Below are 19,521 nucleotides of genomic sequence, written 5' to 3'. Positions count from 1 at the left end.
GAAGGGTAGGTGAGGATTCGAAATGCGTTACCGGGGGTGTTTTTCGAGGTGTTTCCGGATTCTGAATTGACGTTGCATGGGCGGGCGCCTTCGCGAGCAGGCTCGCTCCCACAGGGATCTCAAAAATCTGTCAGGCATGAAAAAGCCCCACACGGCGCGAACCGTGCGGGGCTTTCTAGCAGCCAGGGAATTACAGGCCAGCGGCGGAACGCAGGGCGTCGGCGCGGTCGGTTTTTTCCCAGGTGAACGTGGTGAAGCTGTCTTCGCCAACGGTCTTGGTCTGCGGCGCACGACCGAAGTGGCCGTAGGCTGCGGTTTCCTGGTACATCGGGTGCAGCAGGTCGAGCATGGTGGTGATCGCGTATGGACGCAGGTCGAACACTTCACGCACCAGTTTGATGATCTTGTCATCGCTGATCTTGCCGGTGCCGAAGGTGTTCAGCGAGATCGAGGTAGGCTGGGCCACACCGATCGCGTAGGAAACCTGAATCTCGCAACGCTCGGCCAGGCCGGCCGCAACGATGTTCTTGGCTACGTAACGGCCAGCGTAGGCAGCCGAACGGTCAACCTTCGAAGGGTCCTTGCCGGAGAACGCGCCGCCGCCGTGACGGGCCATGCCGCCGTAGCTGTCGACGATGATCTTGCGGCCGGTCAGACCGCAGTCACCTACCGGGCCGCCAATGATGAACTGGCCGGTCGGGTTGATGTGGAACTGGGTGTCCTTGCTCAGCAGTTCGGCAGGCAGTACGTGCTTGACGATCAGCTCCATTACGCCTTCGCGCAGGTCTTTGTACGACACTTCCGGGTTGTGCTGGGTCGACAGAACCACAGCGTCGATGCCGACAACCTTGCCGCCTTCGTAACGGCAGGTCACTTGCGACTTGGCATCCGGACGCAGCCAAGGCAGCAGGCCCGACTTGCGTGCTTCAGCCTGACGCTGCACCAGCTGGTGCGAGAAGGTGATCGGCGCTGGCATCAAAACGTCGGTTTCGTTGCTGGCGTAGCCGAACATCAGGCCCTGGTCGCCGGCGCCCTGATCTTCAGGCTTGGCGCGGTCAACACCCTGGTTGATGTCAGGGGACTGCTTGCCGATGATGTTCATCACGCCGCAGGTCGCGCCGTCGAAGCCGACTTCGGAGCTGGTGTAGCCGATGTCGCAAATCACGTCACGAACGATCTGCTCCAGGTCGACCCAGGCGCTGGTGGTCACTTCACCGGCAACGATGGCTACGCCGGTCTTGACCAGGGTTTCCACAGCCACGCGAGCGTGTTTGTCCTGGGCAATAATGGCGTCCAGCACCGCATCGGAAATCTGGTCGGCGATTTTGTCCGGATGTCCTTCAGACACGGACTCGGAGGTGAAGAGGGAGTATTCGCTCATCTCGATGTTTTCCTGAATTTACCGATGGTGAGTGTCGCCAGCCGGTCGCTGAAAGTGGCGAACCTGGATCTGGAAACCATTACGTAAGCCTACATAGAGGCTTTCCCCGGGAACGAGTCCCGCAGCGGTGGCCCAACGGGCCAGATCGTCCTGTTCAAACCCCAACCAGAGATCACCGCAGGCCTCCCTGGCCCAACTCTGGTTGTGGCTACATAACTCTGTCACGAGCAGGCTACCGCCCGGTTGCAGCAGATCGGCCATGTGCCTGAGCGCATCGGCCGGAGCGGCGAAATGGTGCAGGACCATGTTCAACACTACGCAATGGGCCTTGAGGCTTGTGCCGTTCAATGCATCGGCCAATTGCAGGCTGACGTTAGCCAGCTGTTCACGTTCACACACCTGACGCGCCAGTTCGAGCATCGCCGGGCTGTTGTCCAGCGCGGTTACGGTGCCGAAGCGACGGGCCAGTTCCGGCAGAAAAGCACCATCGCCGGGGCCGACTTCAATGGCCGTGGCTGCACCATCGAAGTTCAGTTTGTCGAGCAGGGCCAGCACGCTGTCACGGTACTGCGGCAGGCCTGCGATCAAATCTTGCTGGGCACGGAATTTCTCCGCGACCCGGGCGAAAAAGTCCCGGCTGGCGGCGGCACGCTGGCCGTGAACCTGCTCGATGCGTGCTTGCACTTCATCAGGCAGATCCAGATCGTCGACTTCTTCCAGCAATGCCGCGTGCAGCTTGCCGCCGAGCAATCCGCTGTGGGGCAGGGCGCGACGATAGAAAATCGCGTTGCCCTCACGGCGTGTCGCCACCAGATCGGCTTGCGCCAGCACCTTGAGGTGGTGGCTCATGCCCGACTGGCCGATGCCGAAAATCTGCGCCAGCTCCAGCACGCCAAACGAATCGTTGGCCAGCGCGCGCAATACATTCAGCCGCAGCGGATCGCCGCCGGCCTTGCACAGGGCCGCCAGCTCGTCGCAATCGTCATGGCGAATGGAAGGCACGCGTAAGTTCATAGGGCTGGCAGTCTAGAGACGGGGACAAGGCACCGCAAGGTCAATATCAAAAAGTTTTGATATTGCTCGATAAATGGCACTTCTCGGCGGACGGCAGTCTCTACAAACGAATAGCGGAAAGGTTTCACCAAGCGAAACCTGTGCTATCGATTGGAAAAACGCCTGCCGATGACTATCTGTCATTGCCCCGAGGCGCATGGGTGAGGGAAAATGCCCTCCTTTTTTCCGTTTCAGTCTATTCACACCCAGGAGATCAGCGATGCCTAGCCGTCGTGAGCGTGCCAACGCCATTCGTGCCCTCAGCATGGATGCCGTGCAAAAAGCCAACAGCGGCCATCCCGGTGCCCCTATGGGTATGGCAGATATTGCCGAAGTGCTGTGGCGCGACTACCTCAAGCACAACCCGAGCAACCCGTCGTTCGCCGACCGTGACCGCTTCGTGCTGTCCAACGGTCACGGCTCGATGTTGATCTACTCGCTGCTGCACCTGACCGGCTACGACCTGTCGATCGACGACCTCAAGCAGTTCCGTCAACTGCACAGCCGCACTCCAGGCCACCCGGAATTCGGTTACACCCCGGGCGTCGAAACCACCACCGGCCCGCTGGGTCAGGGTCTGGCCAACGCCGTCGGTTTCGCTCTGGCTGAAAAAGTCATGGGCGCGCAGTTCAACCGTCCCGGCCACAACATCGTTGACCACCACACCTACGTGTTCCTCGGTGATGGCTGCATGATGGAAGGCATTTCCCACGAGGTCGCCTCCCTGGCCGGCACGCTGGGCCTGGGCAAGCTGATTGCCTTCTACGATGACAATGGCATTTCCATCGACGGTGAAGTCGAAGGCTGGTTCACCGATGACACGCCGAAGCGTTTCGAAGCCTACAACTGGCAGGTGATCCGCAACGTCGACGGCCACGATCCGGAAGAGATCAAGACCGCCATCGAAACCGCACGCAAGAGCGCTCAACCGACGCTGATCTGCTGCAAGACCACCATCGGTTTCGGTTCGCCGAACAAGCAGGGCAAGGAAGATTGCCACGGCGCCCCATTGGGTGACGCAGAAATCGCCCTGACCCGTCAGGCATTGAACTGGAACCACGGCCCGTTCGAAATCCCGGCCGACATCTATGCCGAGTGGGATGCCAAAGAAGCTGGCCGCGCGGTCGAAGCCGAATGGGACCAGCGTTTCGCCGCTTACTCCGCTGCATTCCCGACTGAAGCCAACGAGCTGATTCGTCGTCTGAGCGGCGAACTGCCGGCCGACTTCTCGGAAAAAGCCTCGGCTTACATCGCCGAAGTCGCCGCCAAGGGCGAAACCATCGCCAGCCGCAAAGCCAGCCAGAACACCCTCAACGCGTTCGGCCCGCTGCTGCCGGAAATGCTCGGCGGTTCGGCTGACCTCGCCGGCTCCAACCTGACCCTGTGGAAAGGCTGCAAAGGCGTCAGCGCTGAAGATGCCAGCGGCAACTACATGTACTACGGCGTGCGCGAGTTCGGCATGACCGCGATCATGAACGGCGTCGCCCTGCACGGCGGTCTGGTGCCTTACGGCGCGACCTTCCTGATGTTCATGGAATACGCACGCAACGCCGTACGTATGTCGGCTTTGATGAAGAAGCGTGTGATTCACGTGTACACCCACGACTCTATCGGTCTGGGCGAAGACGGCCCGACGCACCAGCCGATCGAGCAATTGACCAGCCTGCGCAGCACGCCGAACCTCGACACCTGGCGTCCAGCCGATGCCGTGGAATCGGCAGTGGCCTGGAAAAACGCTCTGGAGCGCAAGGACGGCCCGTCGGCGCTGATCTTCTCCCGGCAGAACCTGCAGCACCAGGAACGCGATGCTGGCCAGATTGCCAACATCAGCCGTGGCGGTTATGTGCTCAAGGATTGCGCAGGCGAGCCTGAGCTGATCCTGATCGCCACCGGTTCGGAAGTCGGTCTGGCCGTACAGGCCTTCGACAAACTGACCGAGCAGGGCCGCAAGGTTCGCGTGGTTTCGATGCCTTGCACCAGCGCGTTCGATGCTCAGGATGCGGAGTACAAGCAGTCGGTTCTGCCATTGCAGGTCAGCGCGCGTATCGCCATCGAAGCGGCCCACGCCGATTTCTGGTTCAAGTACGTGGGTCTGGAAGGTCGTGTGATCGGCATGACCACCTACGGTGAGTCGGCGCCGGCTTCGGCATTGTTCGAAGAGTTCGGCTTCACCCTGGAAAACATCCTCGGTCAGGCTGAAGAGCTGCTGGAAGACTAAGCAGTACGAATGCGGTGGCCCTGGCCGCCGCGTTCCCCTGTAGGAGCTGCCGAAGGCTGCGATCTTTTGATCTTGATCTTAAAAACAAGATCAAAAGATCGCAGCCTCGTTTCACTCGTCAGCTCCTACATGGGGTTGTGTTGTTAGCGAATCTATCGAGAACCCCATGCCTCAACCGCGTCCCTACAAAGTTGCACTCAACGGCTACGGCCGCATTGGTCGTTGCGTCTTGCGGGCGTTGTTCGAGCGCGGCGCGAAGGCCGGGTTTGAAATTGTCGCGATCAACGATCTGGCCGACATGGCCAGCATCGAATACCTGACACGCTTCGACTCCACCCACGGCCGCTTTCCCGGCGAAGTGCGGGTTGAAGGCGATTGTCTGCATATCAATGGCGACTGCGTGAAGGTCCTGCGCAGTGCCACCCCCGAAGGCATCGATTGGGCGTCGCTGGGCGTCGATCTGGTGCTTGAGTGCTCCGGCGCTTACCACACCCGTGCCGATGGCCAGCGTTTTCTCGACGCCGGCGCACCGCGCGTGCTGTTTTCGCAGCCGATGGCCAGCGAAGCGGATGTCGACGCCACCATCGTCTACGGCGTCAATCAGGACTGCCTGACCGGCGACGAACTGCTGGTGTCCAATGCCTCCTGCACGACAAATTGCGGCGTGCCGCTGCTGCGCCTGCTCGATCAGGCGATCGGTCTGGATTACGTGTCGATCACCACGATTCACTCGGCAATGAACGATCAGCCGGTGATCGACGCTTATCATGACGAAGACCTGCGCCGCACGCGTTCGGCGTTCCAGTCGGTGATCCCGGTGTCCACTGGTCTGGCGCGTGGTATCGAGCGCCTGCTGCCGGAACTTGCCGGGCGAATTCAGGCCAAAGCCGTGCGCGTGCCGACAGTCAACGTGTCCTGCCTCGACATCACGATGCAGACCGCCACGGCGACTGACGCCAATGAGGTCAACCGGATCCTGCGCGAAGCCGCCACCAGCGGCCCGCTCAAAGGCCTTCTGGCCTATACCGAGTTGCCGCACGCCAGCTGTGATTTCAACCATGACCCACATTCGGCCATCGTCGATGCCAGCCAGACCCGAGTTTCCGGCCCCAAACTGGTGAACATCCTGGCCTGGTTCGACAACGAGTGGGGTTTTGCCAACCGAATGCTGGACGTTGCAGATCACTATCTGCAAACAGCAACTTCAAAAAAACCGTAGGAAGTGCGACCCATGACCGTGTTGAAGATGTCCGACCTCGATCTGCAAGGTAAGCGCGTATTGATCCGCGAAGACCTCAACGTCCCCGTCAAGGACGGTGTTGTCACTAGCGACGCGCGCATCCTGGCTTCGCTGCCGACCATCAAGCTGGCCCTGGAAAAAGGCGCGGCGGTGATGGTCTGCTCGCACCTGGGCCGTCCGACCGAAGGCGAGTTCTCCGCCGAAAACAGCCTGAAACCTGTCGCCGACTACCTGAGCAAAGCGCTGGGCCGCGAAGTGCCGCTGGTGGCTGACTACCTCGGTGGCGTGGAGGTCAAGGCTGGCGACATCGTGCTGTTCGAAAACGTACGCTTCAACAAGGGCGAGAAGAAGAACGCCGACGACCTGGCCCAGCAATACGCAGCCCTGTGCGATGTGTTCGTGATGGATGCTTTCGGTACTGCTCACCGCGCCGAGGGTTCGACCCATGGTGTAGCCAAGTTCGCCAAAGTCGCTGCCGCCGGCCCGTTGCTGGCCGCTGAGCTGGATGCACTGGGCAAAGCCCTCGGCGCGCCGGCCAAGCCAATGGCAGCCATCGTTGCCGGCTCCAAGGTGTCGACCAAACTCGACGTGCTGAACAGCCTGAGCCAGATCTGCGATCAACTGATCGTCGGCGGCGGCATCGCCAACACCTTCCTCGCGGCGGCTGGTCACCCGGTCGGCAAGTCGCTGTACGAACCGGACCTGCTCGACACCGCCCGTGAAATCGCTGCCAAAGTCAGCGTACCGTTGCCGGTTGACGTTGTGGTCGCCAAGGAATTTGCCGAAAGCGCTGAAGCGACCGTCAAGCTGATCGCTGACGTGGCGGCTGACGACATGATTCTCGACATCGGTCCGCAAACTGCAGCCAATTTCGCCGAGCTGCTGAAATCGTCGAAAACCATTCTGTGGAACGGCCCGGTTGGCGTGTTCGAGTTCGATCAGTTCGGCAACGGCACCAAAGTGCTGGCCCAGGCTATCGCCGAAAGCTCGGCATTCTCCATCGCGGGCGGTGGCGACACCCTGGCGGCGATCGATAAATATGGCGTGGCTGAGCAGATCTCCTACATTTCCACCGGTGGTGGCGCGTTCCTCGAATTCGTCGAGGGCAAGGTGCTGCCTGCCGTTGAAGTCCTGGAAAGCCGGGCCAAGGCCTGAGGCCGCCCGTTTGGCCAGGCAAAGGAGTGTTCACATGGTCAAGTCGTTAGCGCTGTTGTTGCTGACCGGTACGCTGGCGGCCTGCGGGAGCACCCCGAAGGCTGACGCGACGCCAGCACCGAGCGAGCCGCAGAAGGGCTGTTATCAGGCCGACTGGCAGGCCGAAACCAACCCGGTGCTGAACAAGCGCTCGGGGCCGGACGGCCTGGACAAATACGAGACGCAAACCCCGGTCAAGGAACATGGTTGTCCTTGACGGGTCTGACTCTTTAACTCAGGGCTGGCGGCATGCGTCGTCAGCCGAGGAACACGGATGAAAGGCTTGATCGCCGTTGCGGCGTTGGCATTGTTGGGTGGTTGCGCGCAGTTGAACCTGTTTCAGTCGTCGGCCCCGGCAGACAACTGGACGACCTGGACCTGCGACAGTCAGGCCAAGGTGTTGTGGCGTTACGCCGATGCCGGCCAGAAGGAAGTCGACGTTCGCCTCGGCGGCGGTGATCAGGTCTATCGCCTGAAAGAAGAGCCGGGCGCCTCTGGCACGCTGTACAGCGATGGCATGCTGGCGTTTCACGTCAAGGGTGACGAAGGCCTGGTGTACTGGGTCGCCACCAATGACCTGATTGGCCGTGGTTGCAAGGCGCAGTAATTGACACACCACAGTTCTACTGTGGGAGCGAGCCTGCTCGCGAAAGCGGCCTGGCAGGCACTGCATCAGCGACTGCAAGATTGCTTTCGCGAGCAGGCTCGCTCCCACAGGGGATCTGTGTAGTTCTTGGAATTTGCTTTACCGAATCACCAGGTCGGGCCTCAACCCCCGATCTGCATTAACTTGAATAGCCGCCGCCGCTTCGGCAGGCTGGCACGATCAACGACCCTCAACCGGGAGAGACACACACAATGGCACTTATCAGCATGCGCCAGATGCTGGACCACGCAGCCGAGTTCGGCTACGGCGTTCCAGCCTTCAACGTCAACAACCTTGAGCAGATGCGCGCCATCATGGAAGCCGCTGACAAGACTGACTCCCCGGTGATCGTCCAGGCTTCGGCCGGCGCCCGCAAATACGCCGGCGCACCGTTCCTGCGTCACTTGATCCTGGCCGCGATCGAAGAATTCCCGCACATCCCGGTGTGCATGCACCAGGACCACGGCACCAGCCCTGACGTCTGCCAGCGTTCGATTCAACTGGGCTTCAGCTCGGTGATGATGGACGGCTCGCTGGGCGAAGACGGCAAGACCCCGACCGACTACGACTACAACGTCCGCGTTACCCAACAAACCGTAGCCATGGCCCACGCCTGCGGCGTTTCGGTAGAGGGCGAGCTGGGTTGCCTGGGGTCGCTGGAAACCGGCATGGCCGGTGAAGAAGATGGCATCGGCGCTGAAGGCGTTCTGGATCACAGCCAGATGCTGACCGACCCGGAAGAAGCCGCTGACTTCGTCAAGCGCACCCAGGTCGACGCCCTGGCCATCGCCATCGGCACCAGCCACGGCGCCTACAAGTTCACCAAGCCACCCACCGGCGACGTGCTGGCGATCGACCGCATCAAGGAAATCCACAAGCGCATCCCGAATACCCACCTGGTGATGCACGGTTCGTCTTCGGTTCCGCAAGAGTGGCTGGCGATCATCAACCAGTACGGCGGCGATATCAAAGAAACCTACGGCGTCCCGGTTGAAGAAATCGTCGAAGGCATCAAGCACGGCGTGCGCAAGGTCAACATCGACACCGACCTGCGCCTGGCCTCCACTGGCGCCATGCGTCGCCTGATGGCCACCAACCCGAGCGAATTCGACCCACGTAAATTCTTCGGCGCCACCGTGACCGCAATGCGCGATGTATGTATCGCACGTTATGAAGCGTTCGGTACTGCCGGTAATGCTTCGAAGATCAAACCGATCTCGCTGGAAGCGATGTACCAGCGTTATCTGAAGGGTGAGTTGAACGCCAAGGTTAACTGAGCCTGAGCGTTGAGCTGATTAAAAAGAAACCCGCCGAGAGGCGGGTTTTTTGTGGGCAACTATTACGCCTGACGAAGTGATTTAAAGTAAGAGCAATTTATAATGCTTCGAAGATTCAGCAGATCTCGCTGGAGGCGATCTATCCGCGTCATCGGAAGGATGAGATAAACGTTGAGGTTAACTGATTTATCCAGTTTTATCGGTAATAAAAAAGTCAGCTTCTTGTGAATTTGATTCCGTATGTCTGGCCGACATTCGGCCCACCTGATTCAACTTTAACTGTACCTTCCAAGTAGCTGTCGGTCCCGTCAGACGATTTCATCTTGATCGAGAGAGAGCTTGGGCCATGGTTAAGCTCATCTCTTTTCGTGGCATCTGATTTCGCTTGAAGATTAAAAGACCTGGTGGGTTTTGTATAGGTGCCAGAGACGATGAAATCTAGTCCGCAATAGTCCATGTAGCCTTTGCTTATATTGCCGTTTTGCTGGCCTAGATCGTCAAATTTAAGTGTGGCGGCATGTTGCTCACTAGCGTTGAATACGAAGCCATTGTAAGTTTTCATGATGTTCACCTTCTGCATTCGAGTATTAAAGTCAAATAGGATGTCTCCTGTTGCGTTCATGAGATTAGGCAAGAAAGGCTTGCAGGTAACCTGATATAAATGACAGTTATTTATAATATTTAGCTATGGATGATGCGTGCGAACTTAATTTTTTGATCTGTGGGATGAGCCAGTGAAATAGTCTGCGGGGTTACTGGAGGAGTTCGATGTATCGGCGTGTCCCGTTTATCGGTCCCTTTGTCGATGAGGGTCATAGATGCTATTTAACATTATTCAATAGGTCTGGTGCATGCTGAGCCGTTGGACACCATAGAAAACGTAAAAGCAAAAATTCAAGATAAAGAGGGTATTTCACCCGATCAGCAACGCCTGATTTTTGCTGGCAAACAGCTCGACGATGGTCGAGCATTGTCTGACTACAAGAAAAAAAGGAGCAGTTCTTGACTTGGTCCTTAGATGGTAGAACGGTAATCACGGCTTCCGCTGTATTGTTTTTTGTGACCGCCGAGCTGTAGATCCGGTTATTGAACGTCCGGTGATGCGGAAAGGATTTTGAAGATCAATCCGATCTCGCTGAGGTGCGATCTTTCGATTTGTCTTTTCAGCATCCAAAACAATCAAAAGATCGTAGCCCGCAGTGGCTCTTACAGGAGGACGTAAGCTACTTGTCGTGATCAATATCCAGTTTGGTAAACGTCACCTGCCCACCCTCACTGGTATAGCCGGTGTTGTCCTGCACATACACGCCGGCCTTGAAGTACAGCGGCTTGTCGCGCCAGGTCGCGCTGATCTGGGAGTCCCACTGATAGCCCGCCGCACTCACGCCCAGGGCACCGCCGGGGCTCAAGTGGATGAGGTAGTTGAATTCGCGATCAAGCTTGACGCCGGTGGCGAGGGTGATGACGCGGCTTTCGGCGTCGTCCGGGCGCATGCGCACTTTGATCACCAGATTGCCGGTCTGGGTTTTTTCCTTGTACTGGTATTCGAGCTTGACCATCGGCCGCTGGCTTTCGTACGCGTGAATCTGGCCGATGACGATCTTGCCCGAGCTCGGCACCTTGTTCACCGCGAGGGTGGCGCGCAGCAGGTTGTCGGCGTCCGGGTAGTACCAGTTGCGCAGGGTGCCGTTGCTGTAGGTTTCGCGCAGTTCGGTACGCGGGTAGATGGCGTTTTCGGTTTTCGAGCCAGTCACCGGGGACCAGAAGAACAGGGTGCCGGTGTCGGAATGGAAGTACTGATCCTTGAAGCCATCCACCAGTTTCGAGGTTTCGACGGTGTACGGCGGGCTGCCAACAGGAACGCTGAGGTTCCAGGTTGCGAGGTCGATCATGACGGTTCTTCCAATCAATTCATCCGGAACGCCGGTGCCAGAAGCTCTAGCCCGCGCGTTTTCGGGCGTCTTTATAAGCGTAGCGGCAATTTTTGTTAATGCCCGTCCGGCGATTACTTGACGTCAAAGTCCTGTCGAAATGCCATCCCGCCCGGTTTTCGGGGGCTGTAGCGGTGACCGTTAGTCGGCTGGGTTGAGCATTGTTTAAATGATGGCGGGATGACAGCTTCTGCTTTCACTGATCCGCGTCTAGAGTGAAGGCTCAGTACGTCTATGGTTTTGCCGGCAACCGGTCCCGATAAGAGAAGCAGCATGGAATGCGCGCAACCCCAGCCAGGTGAAGGCAGCTCGGTCCTTTTGATCGTCGATGATTACCCCGAAAATCTGATCAGCATGCGCGCGTTGCTGCAGCGTCAGGATTGGCACGTGATGACCGCCGCCTCCGGTTTCGAGGCGCTGAACCTTTTGCTCGAACACGATATCGACCTGGTCCTGCTCGATGTGCAGATGCCCGGCATGGACGGTTTCGAGGTCGCGCGGCTGATGCGCGGCAGCCAGCGCACGCGGCTGACGCCGATCATTTTCCTCACCGCCAACGAGCAATCTCAGGACGCCGTGATCAAAGGCTATGCCAGCGGCGCGGTGGATTACCTGTTCAAGCCGTTCGATCCGCAAATCCTCAAGCCCAAGGTCCAGGCGCTGCTCGAGCACCAGCGCAATCGCCGTGCCTTGCAACGCCTGAGTCATGACCTGGAAGTGGCGCGCGCCTTCAATGCCTCGGTGCTGGACAACGCCGCCGAAGGCATTCTGGTGTTGAGCGAGGACGGCGTGATCCGCTTCGCCAATCCGGCGATTTCGCGGTTGCTCAATGCGCCGGTGAAGGATCTGGAAGGCAAGGAGTTTCTCGATTTCCTGCAGAAGCCACACATTCCCCTGTGGGCCGATTCCGAGTTCTACGCCGGCTACCAACGCGGTGAAACCCTGCGCCTGCATGATGCGTTGTTGCGTACTGCGCCCGGGCAGCAAGTGCCGGTGGCCTTGTCCTGCGCGCCGCTGCCCTCGGAGCAGCATGCGATGGTGGTGACGGTGCTGGACATGTCGGTGGTGCGTCACTTGCACCAGCAACTGGAGTTCCAGGCGGTGACCGATCCGCTGACCGGTCTGCTCAACCGGCGCGGGTTCTACCAGACCGTGGAAAACCTGCTGTTGCGCGGCGAACGCAGCGACAGCAGTTGGGTGTTGCTCTACCTCGATCTCGACGGCTTCAAACGGGTCAACGATTCCCTCGGTCACGATGCCGGCGACCGCGTGTTGCGCTGGGTTTCCGAGCAATTGAAAGCGTGCCTGCGGCCGTTCGATATTCTCGCGCGCATGGGCGGCGATGAATTCACCGCGCTGCTGGATCTGGAATTCCCCGAGCAAGCGGCGAAGATTGCCGAAAAACTCATCGAACGGGTATCGGTGTGTCAGCAGATCGAAGGTCTGGATATCGTTCTTGGCGCCAGTATCGGCATCGCCACCTATCCTGACTGTGGGCGCAATCTCGACGGCTTGCTGCGCGCCTCGGACATCGCTATGTACGAGGCCAAGCGCGCCGGGCGTCAGCAATATCGTTTCTATGACCCTGAAATGAACGGCCGCGCACGCTCGCGTCTGATGCTGGAAGACAGCGTGCGCGAGGCCATCGAGAATCGCGATTTCAATCTGGTCTATCAGCCGCAGGTGGCGATCGGCAGCGGACAGATCCGTGGGTTCGAGGCGTTGCTGCGCTGGCAGCATCCGAGCGTCGGCGATGTGCCGCCGGGGTTGTTTCTGCCATTGCTGGAAGAGGCGCGCTTGATCAGTCGCCTCGGCAGCTGGATCTATCACCGTGGCGCCGGTCAGCGTAAAGCCTGGGAAACCTTGTTCGCTGAAGATCTGGTGCTCGGCGTGAGCCTGAGCAATACCCAGTTCGGCCTGCCGAATCTGGTCACTGAATTGCGTCAAGTCATGGAACGCCATGCGCTGCAACCGCGGCAACTGGAAGTCGAAGTCACCGAAGAAGCGTTGATGCAAGACCCGGACGAAACCCGCAAGCAACTGCGGCTGCTGCGTCATCTCGGGGTGCGCGTGGCGCTGGATGATTTTGGTTCGGGGCCGTGCTCGCTGGCGCATCTGCGCGATCTGGAGCTGGACACGCTGAAGCTCGACCGCCACTTGATCGCGCGCCTGCCGGACTCGCCTCGTGATGCGGCGCTGGTGCGCATGGTCATCGACCTGTGCAAGCAATACGGTCTGCTGGTGATCGCCGAAGGAGTGGAAACCCTCGAGCAATATCTGTGGCTGCAAGCCCATGGCTGCGAATACGTGCAGGGCTTCCTCGTCGCGCGGCCGTTGATCGCCGAAGACGCGGTCAGCTTCGTCGAACCCTTTGACTGGAGCGCGTTGCCCGGTTGAATTCGCTACACTGGCGTACCCTTTTCGAACCGCGTCGCTCGTCCATGACTGTGTTGAAGTACCTCCAGGCCTACCCCGCACAATTGCAGGATCAGGTGCGCCAACTGATAGCCGAAGGGCGTCTGGGTGAATACCTGAATCAGCGCTATTCAGGGCGACACGACGTGCAGAGCGACAAGGCCTTGTACAGCTACGCGCTGGATCTCAAGCAGCAGTACATGCGTAATGCGCCGGCGATCGACAAAGTGCTGTTCGACAACCGCCTCGACCTGACCCACCGCGCGCTCGGTCTGCACACCACGGTGTCACGGGTGCAGGGCGGCAAGCTCAAGGCCAACAAGGAAATCCGCATCGCCGCGCTGTTCAAGGACGCCGCGCCGGATTTTCTGAAGATGATCGTGGTGCACGAGCTGGCGCACTTCAAGGAGTCGGATCACAACAAGGCGTTCTATAAACTGTGCGAGCACATGCTGCCGGGGTATCACCAGATCGAGTTCGATCTGCGTGTGTACCTGACGTGGCGGGATATGCAGGCTTGACCAATCAGGAAGGTGTGGATGGACGTCAGCAAGACCAAGAGCAGTTTCTATCGCCGTTTGTACGTGGCATATCTCATCGATAGCGGCCTGGCGCCGAGTGTGCCGACGCTGACCGAAGTCACTGGCATGCCGCGACGCACGGCGCAGGACACGATTGCCGCGCTGGCCGATCTGGACATCATCTGCGAGTTCGAACAGGAAGAGGGCGCACGCAATCATGCCGGGCGCTATCGGATTCGTGAGTGGGGAGCGATTGATCGCGGATGGATCGAGCGCAATTTGCGGCAGATAAAAGCGGTGCTGGAATACCCCTGAATCCAGCCGCGCCTGAACTGACGCAATCGCTGGCAGCTCCCACAGGGATCTCCAGCGAACACGGTTTTCGTGAACGAGCGATGAACCTGTGGGAGCTGGCTTGCCAGCGATGAGGCCCTCAAGAACGACGCATGCCGATATGTGGAATGTCATCCTCAAGATATTCCTCACCCACCACGACAAACCCGTACCTGCCGTAATACCCCTGCAGATGCGCCTGCGCCGACAAATAGATCGGCACCTGCGGCCAGTGCTTTTCGGCCTGCTTCAGCGCCTGTTCCATCATCGCGTGGCCCAGCCCTTTGCCACGGCCGGCGGGCGCGGTCACCACGCGGCCAATCACCACGTCGCCGCCCTGTGATTCCGGGTCCAGCAGGCGCAGATAAGCCATCAACTGATCATCCTCCCAGCCCATCAGGTGATGGGTATCGCCCTCCAGATCCTGGCCGTCGAGATCCGGGTAGGCGCATTTCTGTTCGACCACGAATACATCAGAGCGCAGCTTCAACAATGCGTACAACTGCTCTTTGCCCAGATCACGATGATGTTTGCAGATCCACTCGATTGTCATTTTTCGATTCCTTGACCATGTCGCCCGATACTAAGCGCAGCTGCGCCATATGTCTGTATGGCGCAACAGTCTGTGATAAAGGTCAAAATGCCACCATTCCTTTCTCGCGGCCGCCGAGACTTTGTGTAATCTGCTCAAGAGCACTGCGCACTGGTTCCCATGAGCTAATGTTCAATGCTTGGGTTTTGCCGGTAAGGGGCCTTTGGTTTTGACGTGAAACCACGTCGGGCGGTTGCCCGCTGAGGATGTTCAAGCATGCTGCGATTGCTTCAAGCCGTTGCTTTGATCGGACTGCTGGTGCTGGGCCAGGATGCTGCGGCGCAGAAGCTGCGGCTGGCGTTCGATAATTGGCCGCCGTTTACCGACGATGCACTGGTCAACGGTGGACTGGCCACCGACATTGTCAGCACCGCACTGGCTCGCGCCGGTTATGCCAGCGGTTACGAACAAGTGCCGTGGGCGCGAGCATTGCTGGGGATTGGCGAGGGGCGTTACGACGTACTGGTCAATGCCTGGTACAACGACGAACGCACACAGATCGGTCAGTTTTCCGGTGAGTACCTGATCAACCGCATCCGCTTCCTCAAGCGCAAAGACGCACCCATCGACTACAGCAATCTCGAGCAACTGCACACTTACCCGATTGCCGTGGTGCGCGGGTATGCCTATTCCGCCCCTTTCGATGCGGATACGGCGATGCAGAAAGTCCCTGTGCACAACTTCGCCATGGGCGTGCGCATGCTCGCGGCGGATCGGGTCAAGCTGACGCTTGAAGATGAGTACGTAGCGAAGTATTACCTGGCGCGGGAATCGGCCAAGGTACGCAATTCGGTGGAGTTTTTACCCAAGCCGTTGAGTGAGAACAGCCTGCATATTCTGGTCAGCCTGAAGAATCCGCAGCATGAGCAGATCGTCGCCGGGTTTGATCGAGCGATCGAGGCGATGAAGGCTGACGGGACTTATGAGAAGTTATTGCGGCGGCATGGAATGTGAAGGGTGATCCGGCAATTTCTTTGTGGCTGATGACCTCTTCTCGAGCAGGCTCGCTCCCACAATTTGAAATGCATACCCTGTGGGAGCGAGCCTGCTCGCGAACGCGTCGTCTCAGGCGCCGCTGATTTCGGCAGTGTCCTTGATCAAATGCGCCGCTAACGTCCGAAGCGGCCCCAACTGCCGGCAAATCAGCGCCAATTGTGTCTGCACCAGTCGCTGCCCCTCATCAATCTCGTCCGGCATCTGCTCCAGCTCATTGGCCAGCGCTTCCTCGTCATCACTCTGAATCGCAATCGGCTGCTTGCTCGCCAGGCCTTGGGCGATTTCGTCGATGCTGGTCGCCAGTTTCACCCCGGCGCCTTCGATCAAATGCTCGCGCACCTCCGCTGGCAACTGTGTTTCACGGTGCGCGCCGAGCCCTGACAAATAGCTGAGCAACGTGTGCGATAGCACCAGGAAGCGGAAGCCGACATCCGCCTCCTTACGGAAATGCCCCGGCTCCATGAGCATGTTCGCCAGTGTCGTCGACAGCGCCGCGTCAGCGTTATGGGCGTTGCGTCGGGCCAGGCGATAAGCGAGGTCATCGCTTTTGCCGGCGGCGTATTGCTGCATGATCTGGCGCAGGTAGATGCTGTTGCAGGTCAGGGTGTTGGCCAGCACTTTGTTCAGGCGCCGACCCTGCCAGTCCGGCAGGAACAGGAACACCGCCAGACCTGCGATCAGGCTGCCCAGCAGGGTATCGAACAGCCGTGGCAGGAACAGCCCGTAGCCATCGCCGACCTGATTGAAGCAGAACAGCACCATGATCGTGATCGCCGCCGTCGCCAGGGTGTAGCGGGTGGTGCGGTTGGTAAAGAACACCACGCCGGCAGCGATGGCGAAGCACGATTGCACCACCGGGTTGGGGAACAGATCGAACAGCGCCCACGCCACCGTCAGGCCAATGGCCGTGCCGATGATCCGCTGGCCGAGTTTGCGCCGGGTGGCGCCGTAGTTCGGCTGGCAGACGAACAGCGTGGTGAGGATGATCCAGTAGCCTTGCGACGGGTGGATCAGGTGCACCATGCCGTAGCCGATGCTCAGTGCCAGCGGCAAGCGCAGGGCATGGCGGAACAGCAGCGAGGTCGGCGTCAGTTGCGTACGCAGGCGAATCCATACGTCCTTGAGATTGCGCGGTGAACGGTCGAGCAGGCTGCTGTCGGTGGCGTCCGCCAGAGCATCGGGGTTGCTGGCATCGCTGAGCAGGCGGTCGAGGGTGCCGAGGTTGGCCGCCAAGGCGCGCAGCGAGCGCAGCAGGCCGCGCCATGCCGGATTGCTCTGGATGCGCAAGTGTTCGAGGGAGGCATGCAGGTCGTTCAGGGCTTCGGCGAAACTGGCGTCATAGATGAACGGCTGGCGCATCTGGATTGACTCGGCCAAGGCCCGGCAGGCCTTGCCTTGCTGGCGCAGCAGGCGCTGGCAGCGAAACAGCACGTCGCTGTGGAAGAACGCCTCGGCCAGCGCGTTATACGGGTAGTGCGAAGAGCTGGCGCGTTCGTGAATGTCCTGCGCGAGGAAATACAGCTTCAGATAACGGCTGACTTTCGAGCCCGGTCGACCGTTGCCGACCCGATGCAGGATGATTTCCTTGGCCGTGTTCAGGGCGGCGACCACCCGGCCATTCTGCTGCGCCAGTTCGAGCCGCCGGGCTTCGACATCCATCTGCCGGATCGGCTCGAACAGCGAAGATTTCAGCTTCAGATACAGGCCCAGCTCGCGGAACAGCCGCGCCAGGCTCTGCTGCACCGGTTGATTGGAAAACAGCGCCTGCCACAGCACCGAGAGCAGGCCGTACCACGCCGCACCAGCGACCAGCAGCATCGGTTCGTGCCAGAAATCAGTGACCGCGCCGCCGCGCTGATCAACGCCGATCATTGTGTACACCGACAGAATCAGCGTCGCCGAGGCGATCGCACCGTAGCGCTCGCCCAGCGCACCGAGCATGGTCAGGCCGAAACTGGCCAGCGCCAGGGCCACGGCGAAAATGATCGGGTAGGGAAACAGCAATTCCACCGACAGCGCGGCGATGCTGAAACACACCAGTGTCACCGCGAGGGCGTTGAGACGACCCTGCCAACTGTCGTCGGTCTCGGCCAGGGCGCTGGCGATGATGCCGAGGAACAACGGGATCAGCAGGCCCATTTCATCCTGATACCAGCACAGCGCCATGCTGCCGGTCAGGGCGATGAATACCCGCACGCTGTAGCTGAATTTATCCAGCGCCCACAGGCGCCGCAAAGACTGACGAAACGAGGTCGAGGACATGAAGTGCGAAGGCCTTCCGAGGCGATGCCGCTAAATTGAGCCAGTAATGACGCCGACGCAATGGCGCCGAGCACATCTGACAGCAAAAAGTGTTCCTTTTACTTACACCACAAACCATTGTGGGAGCGAGCCTGCTCGCGAAAGCGGAGTGTCATTCAACATTGATGTCGACTGGTACACCGCATTCGCGAGCAGGCTCGCTCCCACAGGGTTTTGTATTTAGCCTTGAGTTAAGCGTACTGCGCAGCAGCGTAGCCCGAGGCCCAGGCCCACTGGAAATTGAAGCCGCCCAAGTGCCCGGTGACGTCGAGCACTTCACCAATGAAGTACAGGCCCGGGCTTTTCAGCGATTCCATGGTCTTCGACGACACCTCGCGGGTGTCGACGCCACCCAGAGTCACCTCAGCCGTGCGATAGCCTTCAGTTCCCGCCGGCACAACCTTCCAGCTGCCGAGCTTCTCGGCAATCTCCGCCAGTTCAGCGTGGGTGTACTGCTTCATCGGTTTGGAAACGAACCAGTTGTCCGCCAGCAGGTTGGCCATTTTCTTGGTGAAGATCTCGCCAAGCAAAGTCTTCAGCTCGCTGTTCGGACGCTCGGCGACTTGCTGTTGCAACCAGCTCGCCGCGTCGTGATCCGGCAGCAGGTTGATCTCTACCGTATCGCCAGACTCCCAGAACGAGGAAATCTGCAGAATCGCCGGGCCGCTGAGGCCACGGTGAGTGAAGAGGATGTTCTCGCGAAAGCTCTGGTCATTGCAGCTGACCAGACAATCCACCGAGGTGCCGGACAATTCGGTGCAGAGTTCCTTGAGCTGGTCGGTAATGGTGAACGGCACCAGCCCGGCGCGGGTCGGCAGCAGTTCATGGCCGAACTGTTTGGCGACCTGATAACCGAAACCGGTAGCGCCCAGGGTCGGAATCGACAGGCCGCCGGTGGCGATCACCAGCGATTGGCACTGGACTTGGCCGAGGGTGGTGTCGAGCAGATAACCACTGGCGGTTTTTTCGATGGCCTGGATCGAGGTGTCCAGGTGCAGCTCGACGCCGGCCTGATCGCATTCATCAAGGAGCATGCCGAGGATGTCGCTGGATTTGTTATCGCAGAACAACTGGCCGAGTTTCTTCTCGTGGTACGGCACGCCGTGCTTGCCGACCAGACCGATGAAATCCCACTGGGTGTAACGCGCCAGCGCCGATTTGCAGAAATGCGGATTCTGCGAGAGGAAATTGCCCGGTTCGGTGTACATGTTGGTGAAATTGCAGCGACCGCCGCCGGACATGAGGATTTTCTTGCCGGCCTTGTTCGCGTGGTCGAGCAGCAACACCTGACGCCCGCGCCCGGCGGCGGTCAGGGCACACATCAAGCCGGCCGCGCCAGCGCCAATGATCACGACTTCGGTAGAGCGCAAAACGGTGTCCTCTTGGTGGGTCGCTACAAAACAAACTGTGGGAGCGAGCCTGC

18 protein-coding genes are annotated in these 19,521 nt (G+C 59.4%); 11 read left to right on the top strand and 7 right to left on the bottom strand.

Going from position 1 to position 19,521, the window contains the following annotated elements:
* Positions 1 to 190: 190 nt before the first annotated feature.
* Together metK and AB4N85_RS19670 are read right to left on the bottom strand one after the other, a co-directional pair.
* Positions 191 to 1,381, bottom strand: coding sequence for a methionine adenosyltransferase (metK, locus tag AB4N85_RS19675; protein WP_024014624.1), 1,191 nt, complete (start codon positions 1,379 to 1,381; stop codon positions 191 to 193).
* An 18-nt stretch (positions 1,382 to 1,399) separates the two neighbouring features.
* Positions 1,400 to 2,395 (bottom strand): ArsR/SmtB family transcription factor, encoded by a 996-nt coding sequence (locus AB4N85_RS19670; protein WP_041476783.1) that lies wholly within the window; start codon positions 2,393 to 2,395, stop codon positions 1,400 to 1,402.
* Positions 2,396 to 2,654: 259 nt separating this feature from the next.
* On the opposite strand from AB4N85_RS19670, the gene tkt reads away from it, so the two are divergent.
* The 6 genes from tkt (at position 2,655) to fba (ending at position 9,009) form a co-directional block, all read left to right on the top strand.
* A complete protein-coding gene (tkt, locus tag AB4N85_RS19665) occupies positions 2,655 to 4,652 on the top strand; it encodes a transketolase (protein WP_056786473.1) in 1,998 nt (665 codons plus the stop codon).
* Between the two features lie 166 nt (positions 4,653 to 4,818).
* The gene (gene epd, locus AB4N85_RS19660; RefSeq protein WP_024014621.1) at positions 4,819 to 5,871 is read left to right on the top strand and encodes an erythrose-4-phosphate dehydrogenase; all 1,053 of its coding nucleotides are present in this window, start codon (positions 4,819 to 4,821) and stop codon (positions 5,869 to 5,871) included.
* A gap of 12 nt (positions 5,872 to 5,883) precedes the next feature.
* Positions 5,884 to 7,047, top strand: a complete 1,164-nt coding sequence (locus AB4N85_RS19655) for a phosphoglycerate kinase (RefSeq protein ID WP_016772785.1) — start codon at positions 5,884 to 5,886, stop codon at positions 7,045 to 7,047.
* Positions 7,048 to 7,081: 34 nt separating this feature from the next.
* Positions 7,082 to 7,303: a hypothetical protein gene (locus AB4N85_RS19650; RefSeq protein WP_016772786.1), complete on the top strand. Its 222-nt coding sequence runs from the start codon at positions 7,082 to 7,084 to the stop codon at positions 7,301 to 7,303.
* Between the two features lie 57 nt (positions 7,304 to 7,360).
* A complete protein-coding gene (locus tag AB4N85_RS19645) occupies positions 7,361 to 7,693 on the top strand; it encodes an MliC family protein (protein ID WP_064365344.1) in 333 nt (110 codons plus the stop codon).
* A 251-nt stretch (positions 7,694 to 7,944) separates the two neighbouring features.
* Positions 7,945 to 9,009, top strand: a complete 1,065-nt coding sequence (gene fba, locus AB4N85_RS19640) for a class II fructose-bisphosphate aldolase (RefSeq protein ID WP_008081027.1) — start codon at positions 7,945 to 7,947, stop codon at positions 9,007 to 9,009.
* A gap of 214 nt (positions 9,010 to 9,223) precedes the next feature.
* Here the strand turns inward: fba and AB4N85_RS19635 are convergent, their stop codons facing one another.
* On the bottom strand, positions 9,224 to 9,571 hold the full coding sequence (locus AB4N85_RS19635; protein WP_252868406.1) for a hypothetical protein: 348 nt from the start codon (positions 9,569 to 9,571) through the stop codon (positions 9,224 to 9,226).
* A 285-nt stretch (positions 9,572 to 9,856) separates the two neighbouring features.
* Here AB4N85_RS19635 and AB4N85_RS19630 point away from each other — a divergent pair, with 285 nt between their 5' ends.
* A complete protein-coding gene (locus AB4N85_RS19630) occupies positions 9,857 to 10,015 on the top strand; it encodes a ubiquitin-like protein (RefSeq protein WP_350571504.1) in 159 nt (52 codons plus the stop codon).
* Between the two features lie 217 nt (positions 10,016 to 10,232).
* Here the strand turns inward: AB4N85_RS19630 and AB4N85_RS19625 are convergent, their stop codons facing one another.
* A complete protein-coding gene (locus AB4N85_RS19625; protein ID WP_016772792.1) occupies positions 10,233 to 10,901 on the bottom strand; it encodes a polysaccharide lyase family 7 protein in 669 nt (222 codons plus the stop codon).
* Between the two features lie 312 nt (positions 10,902 to 11,213).
* Here AB4N85_RS19625 and AB4N85_RS19620 point away from each other — a divergent pair, with 312 nt between their 5' ends.
* From AB4N85_RS19620 to AB4N85_RS19610, 3 genes are read left to right on the top strand one after another with little or no spacing between them, the layout of a single operon-like run.
* On the top strand, positions 11,214 to 13,337 hold the full coding sequence (locus AB4N85_RS19620) for a putative bifunctional diguanylate cyclase/phosphodiesterase (RefSeq protein ID WP_252868405.1): 2,124 nt from the start codon (positions 11,214 to 11,216) through the stop codon (positions 13,335 to 13,337).
* 44 nt (positions 13,338 to 13,381) lie between these two features.
* A complete protein-coding gene (locus tag AB4N85_RS19615; protein ID WP_038861199.1) occupies positions 13,382 to 13,876 on the top strand; it encodes a YgjP-like metallopeptidase domain-containing protein in 495 nt (164 codons plus the stop codon).
* Between the two features lie 18 nt (positions 13,877 to 13,894).
* Positions 13,895 to 14,191, top strand: a complete 297-nt coding sequence (locus tag AB4N85_RS19610) for a winged helix-turn-helix domain-containing protein (protein WP_016772794.1) — start codon at positions 13,895 to 13,897, stop codon at positions 14,189 to 14,191.
* Between the two features lie 118 nt (positions 14,192 to 14,309).
* On the opposite strand, the gene AB4N85_RS19605 is transcribed toward AB4N85_RS19610, so the two are convergent.
* Positions 14,310 to 14,762 carry a GNAT family N-acetyltransferase gene (locus AB4N85_RS19605; protein ID WP_252868404.1) on the bottom strand — a complete coding sequence of 151 codons (453 nt, stop codon included), beginning with the start codon at positions 14,760 to 14,762 and terminating at the stop codon, positions 14,310 to 14,312.
* A gap of 255 nt (positions 14,763 to 15,017) precedes the next feature.
* Here AB4N85_RS19605 and AB4N85_RS19600 point away from each other — a divergent pair, with 255 nt between their 5' ends.
* A complete protein-coding gene (locus tag AB4N85_RS19600; RefSeq protein ID WP_041476775.1) occupies positions 15,018 to 15,755 on the top strand; it encodes a substrate-binding periplasmic protein in 738 nt (245 codons plus the stop codon).
* 111 nt (positions 15,756 to 15,866) lie between these two features.
* Here the strand turns inward: AB4N85_RS19600 and yccS are convergent, their stop codons facing one another.
* Together yccS and AB4N85_RS19590 are read right to left on the bottom strand one after the other, a co-directional pair.
* The gene (yccS, locus tag AB4N85_RS19595; RefSeq protein WP_252868403.1) at positions 15,867 to 18,059 is read right to left on the bottom strand and encodes a YccS family putative transporter; all 2,193 of its coding nucleotides are present in this window, start codon (positions 18,057 to 18,059) and stop codon (positions 15,867 to 15,869) included.
* A 230-nt stretch (positions 18,060 to 18,289) separates the two neighbouring features.
* Positions 18,290 to 19,468: a BaiN/RdsA family NAD(P)/FAD-dependent oxidoreductase gene (locus AB4N85_RS19590; RefSeq protein WP_252868402.1), complete on the bottom strand. Its 1,179-nt coding sequence runs from the start codon at positions 19,466 to 19,468 to the stop codon at positions 18,290 to 18,292.
* Between the last annotated feature and the right edge of the window lie 53 nt (positions 19,469 to 19,521).

The sequence above is a fragment of the Pseudomonas sp. H1_G08 genome, from assembly GCF_054681355.1.
The sequence above is the reverse complement of the archived record's forward strand: the minus strand, read 5'-3'. Positions and strand labels throughout refer to the sequence as shown.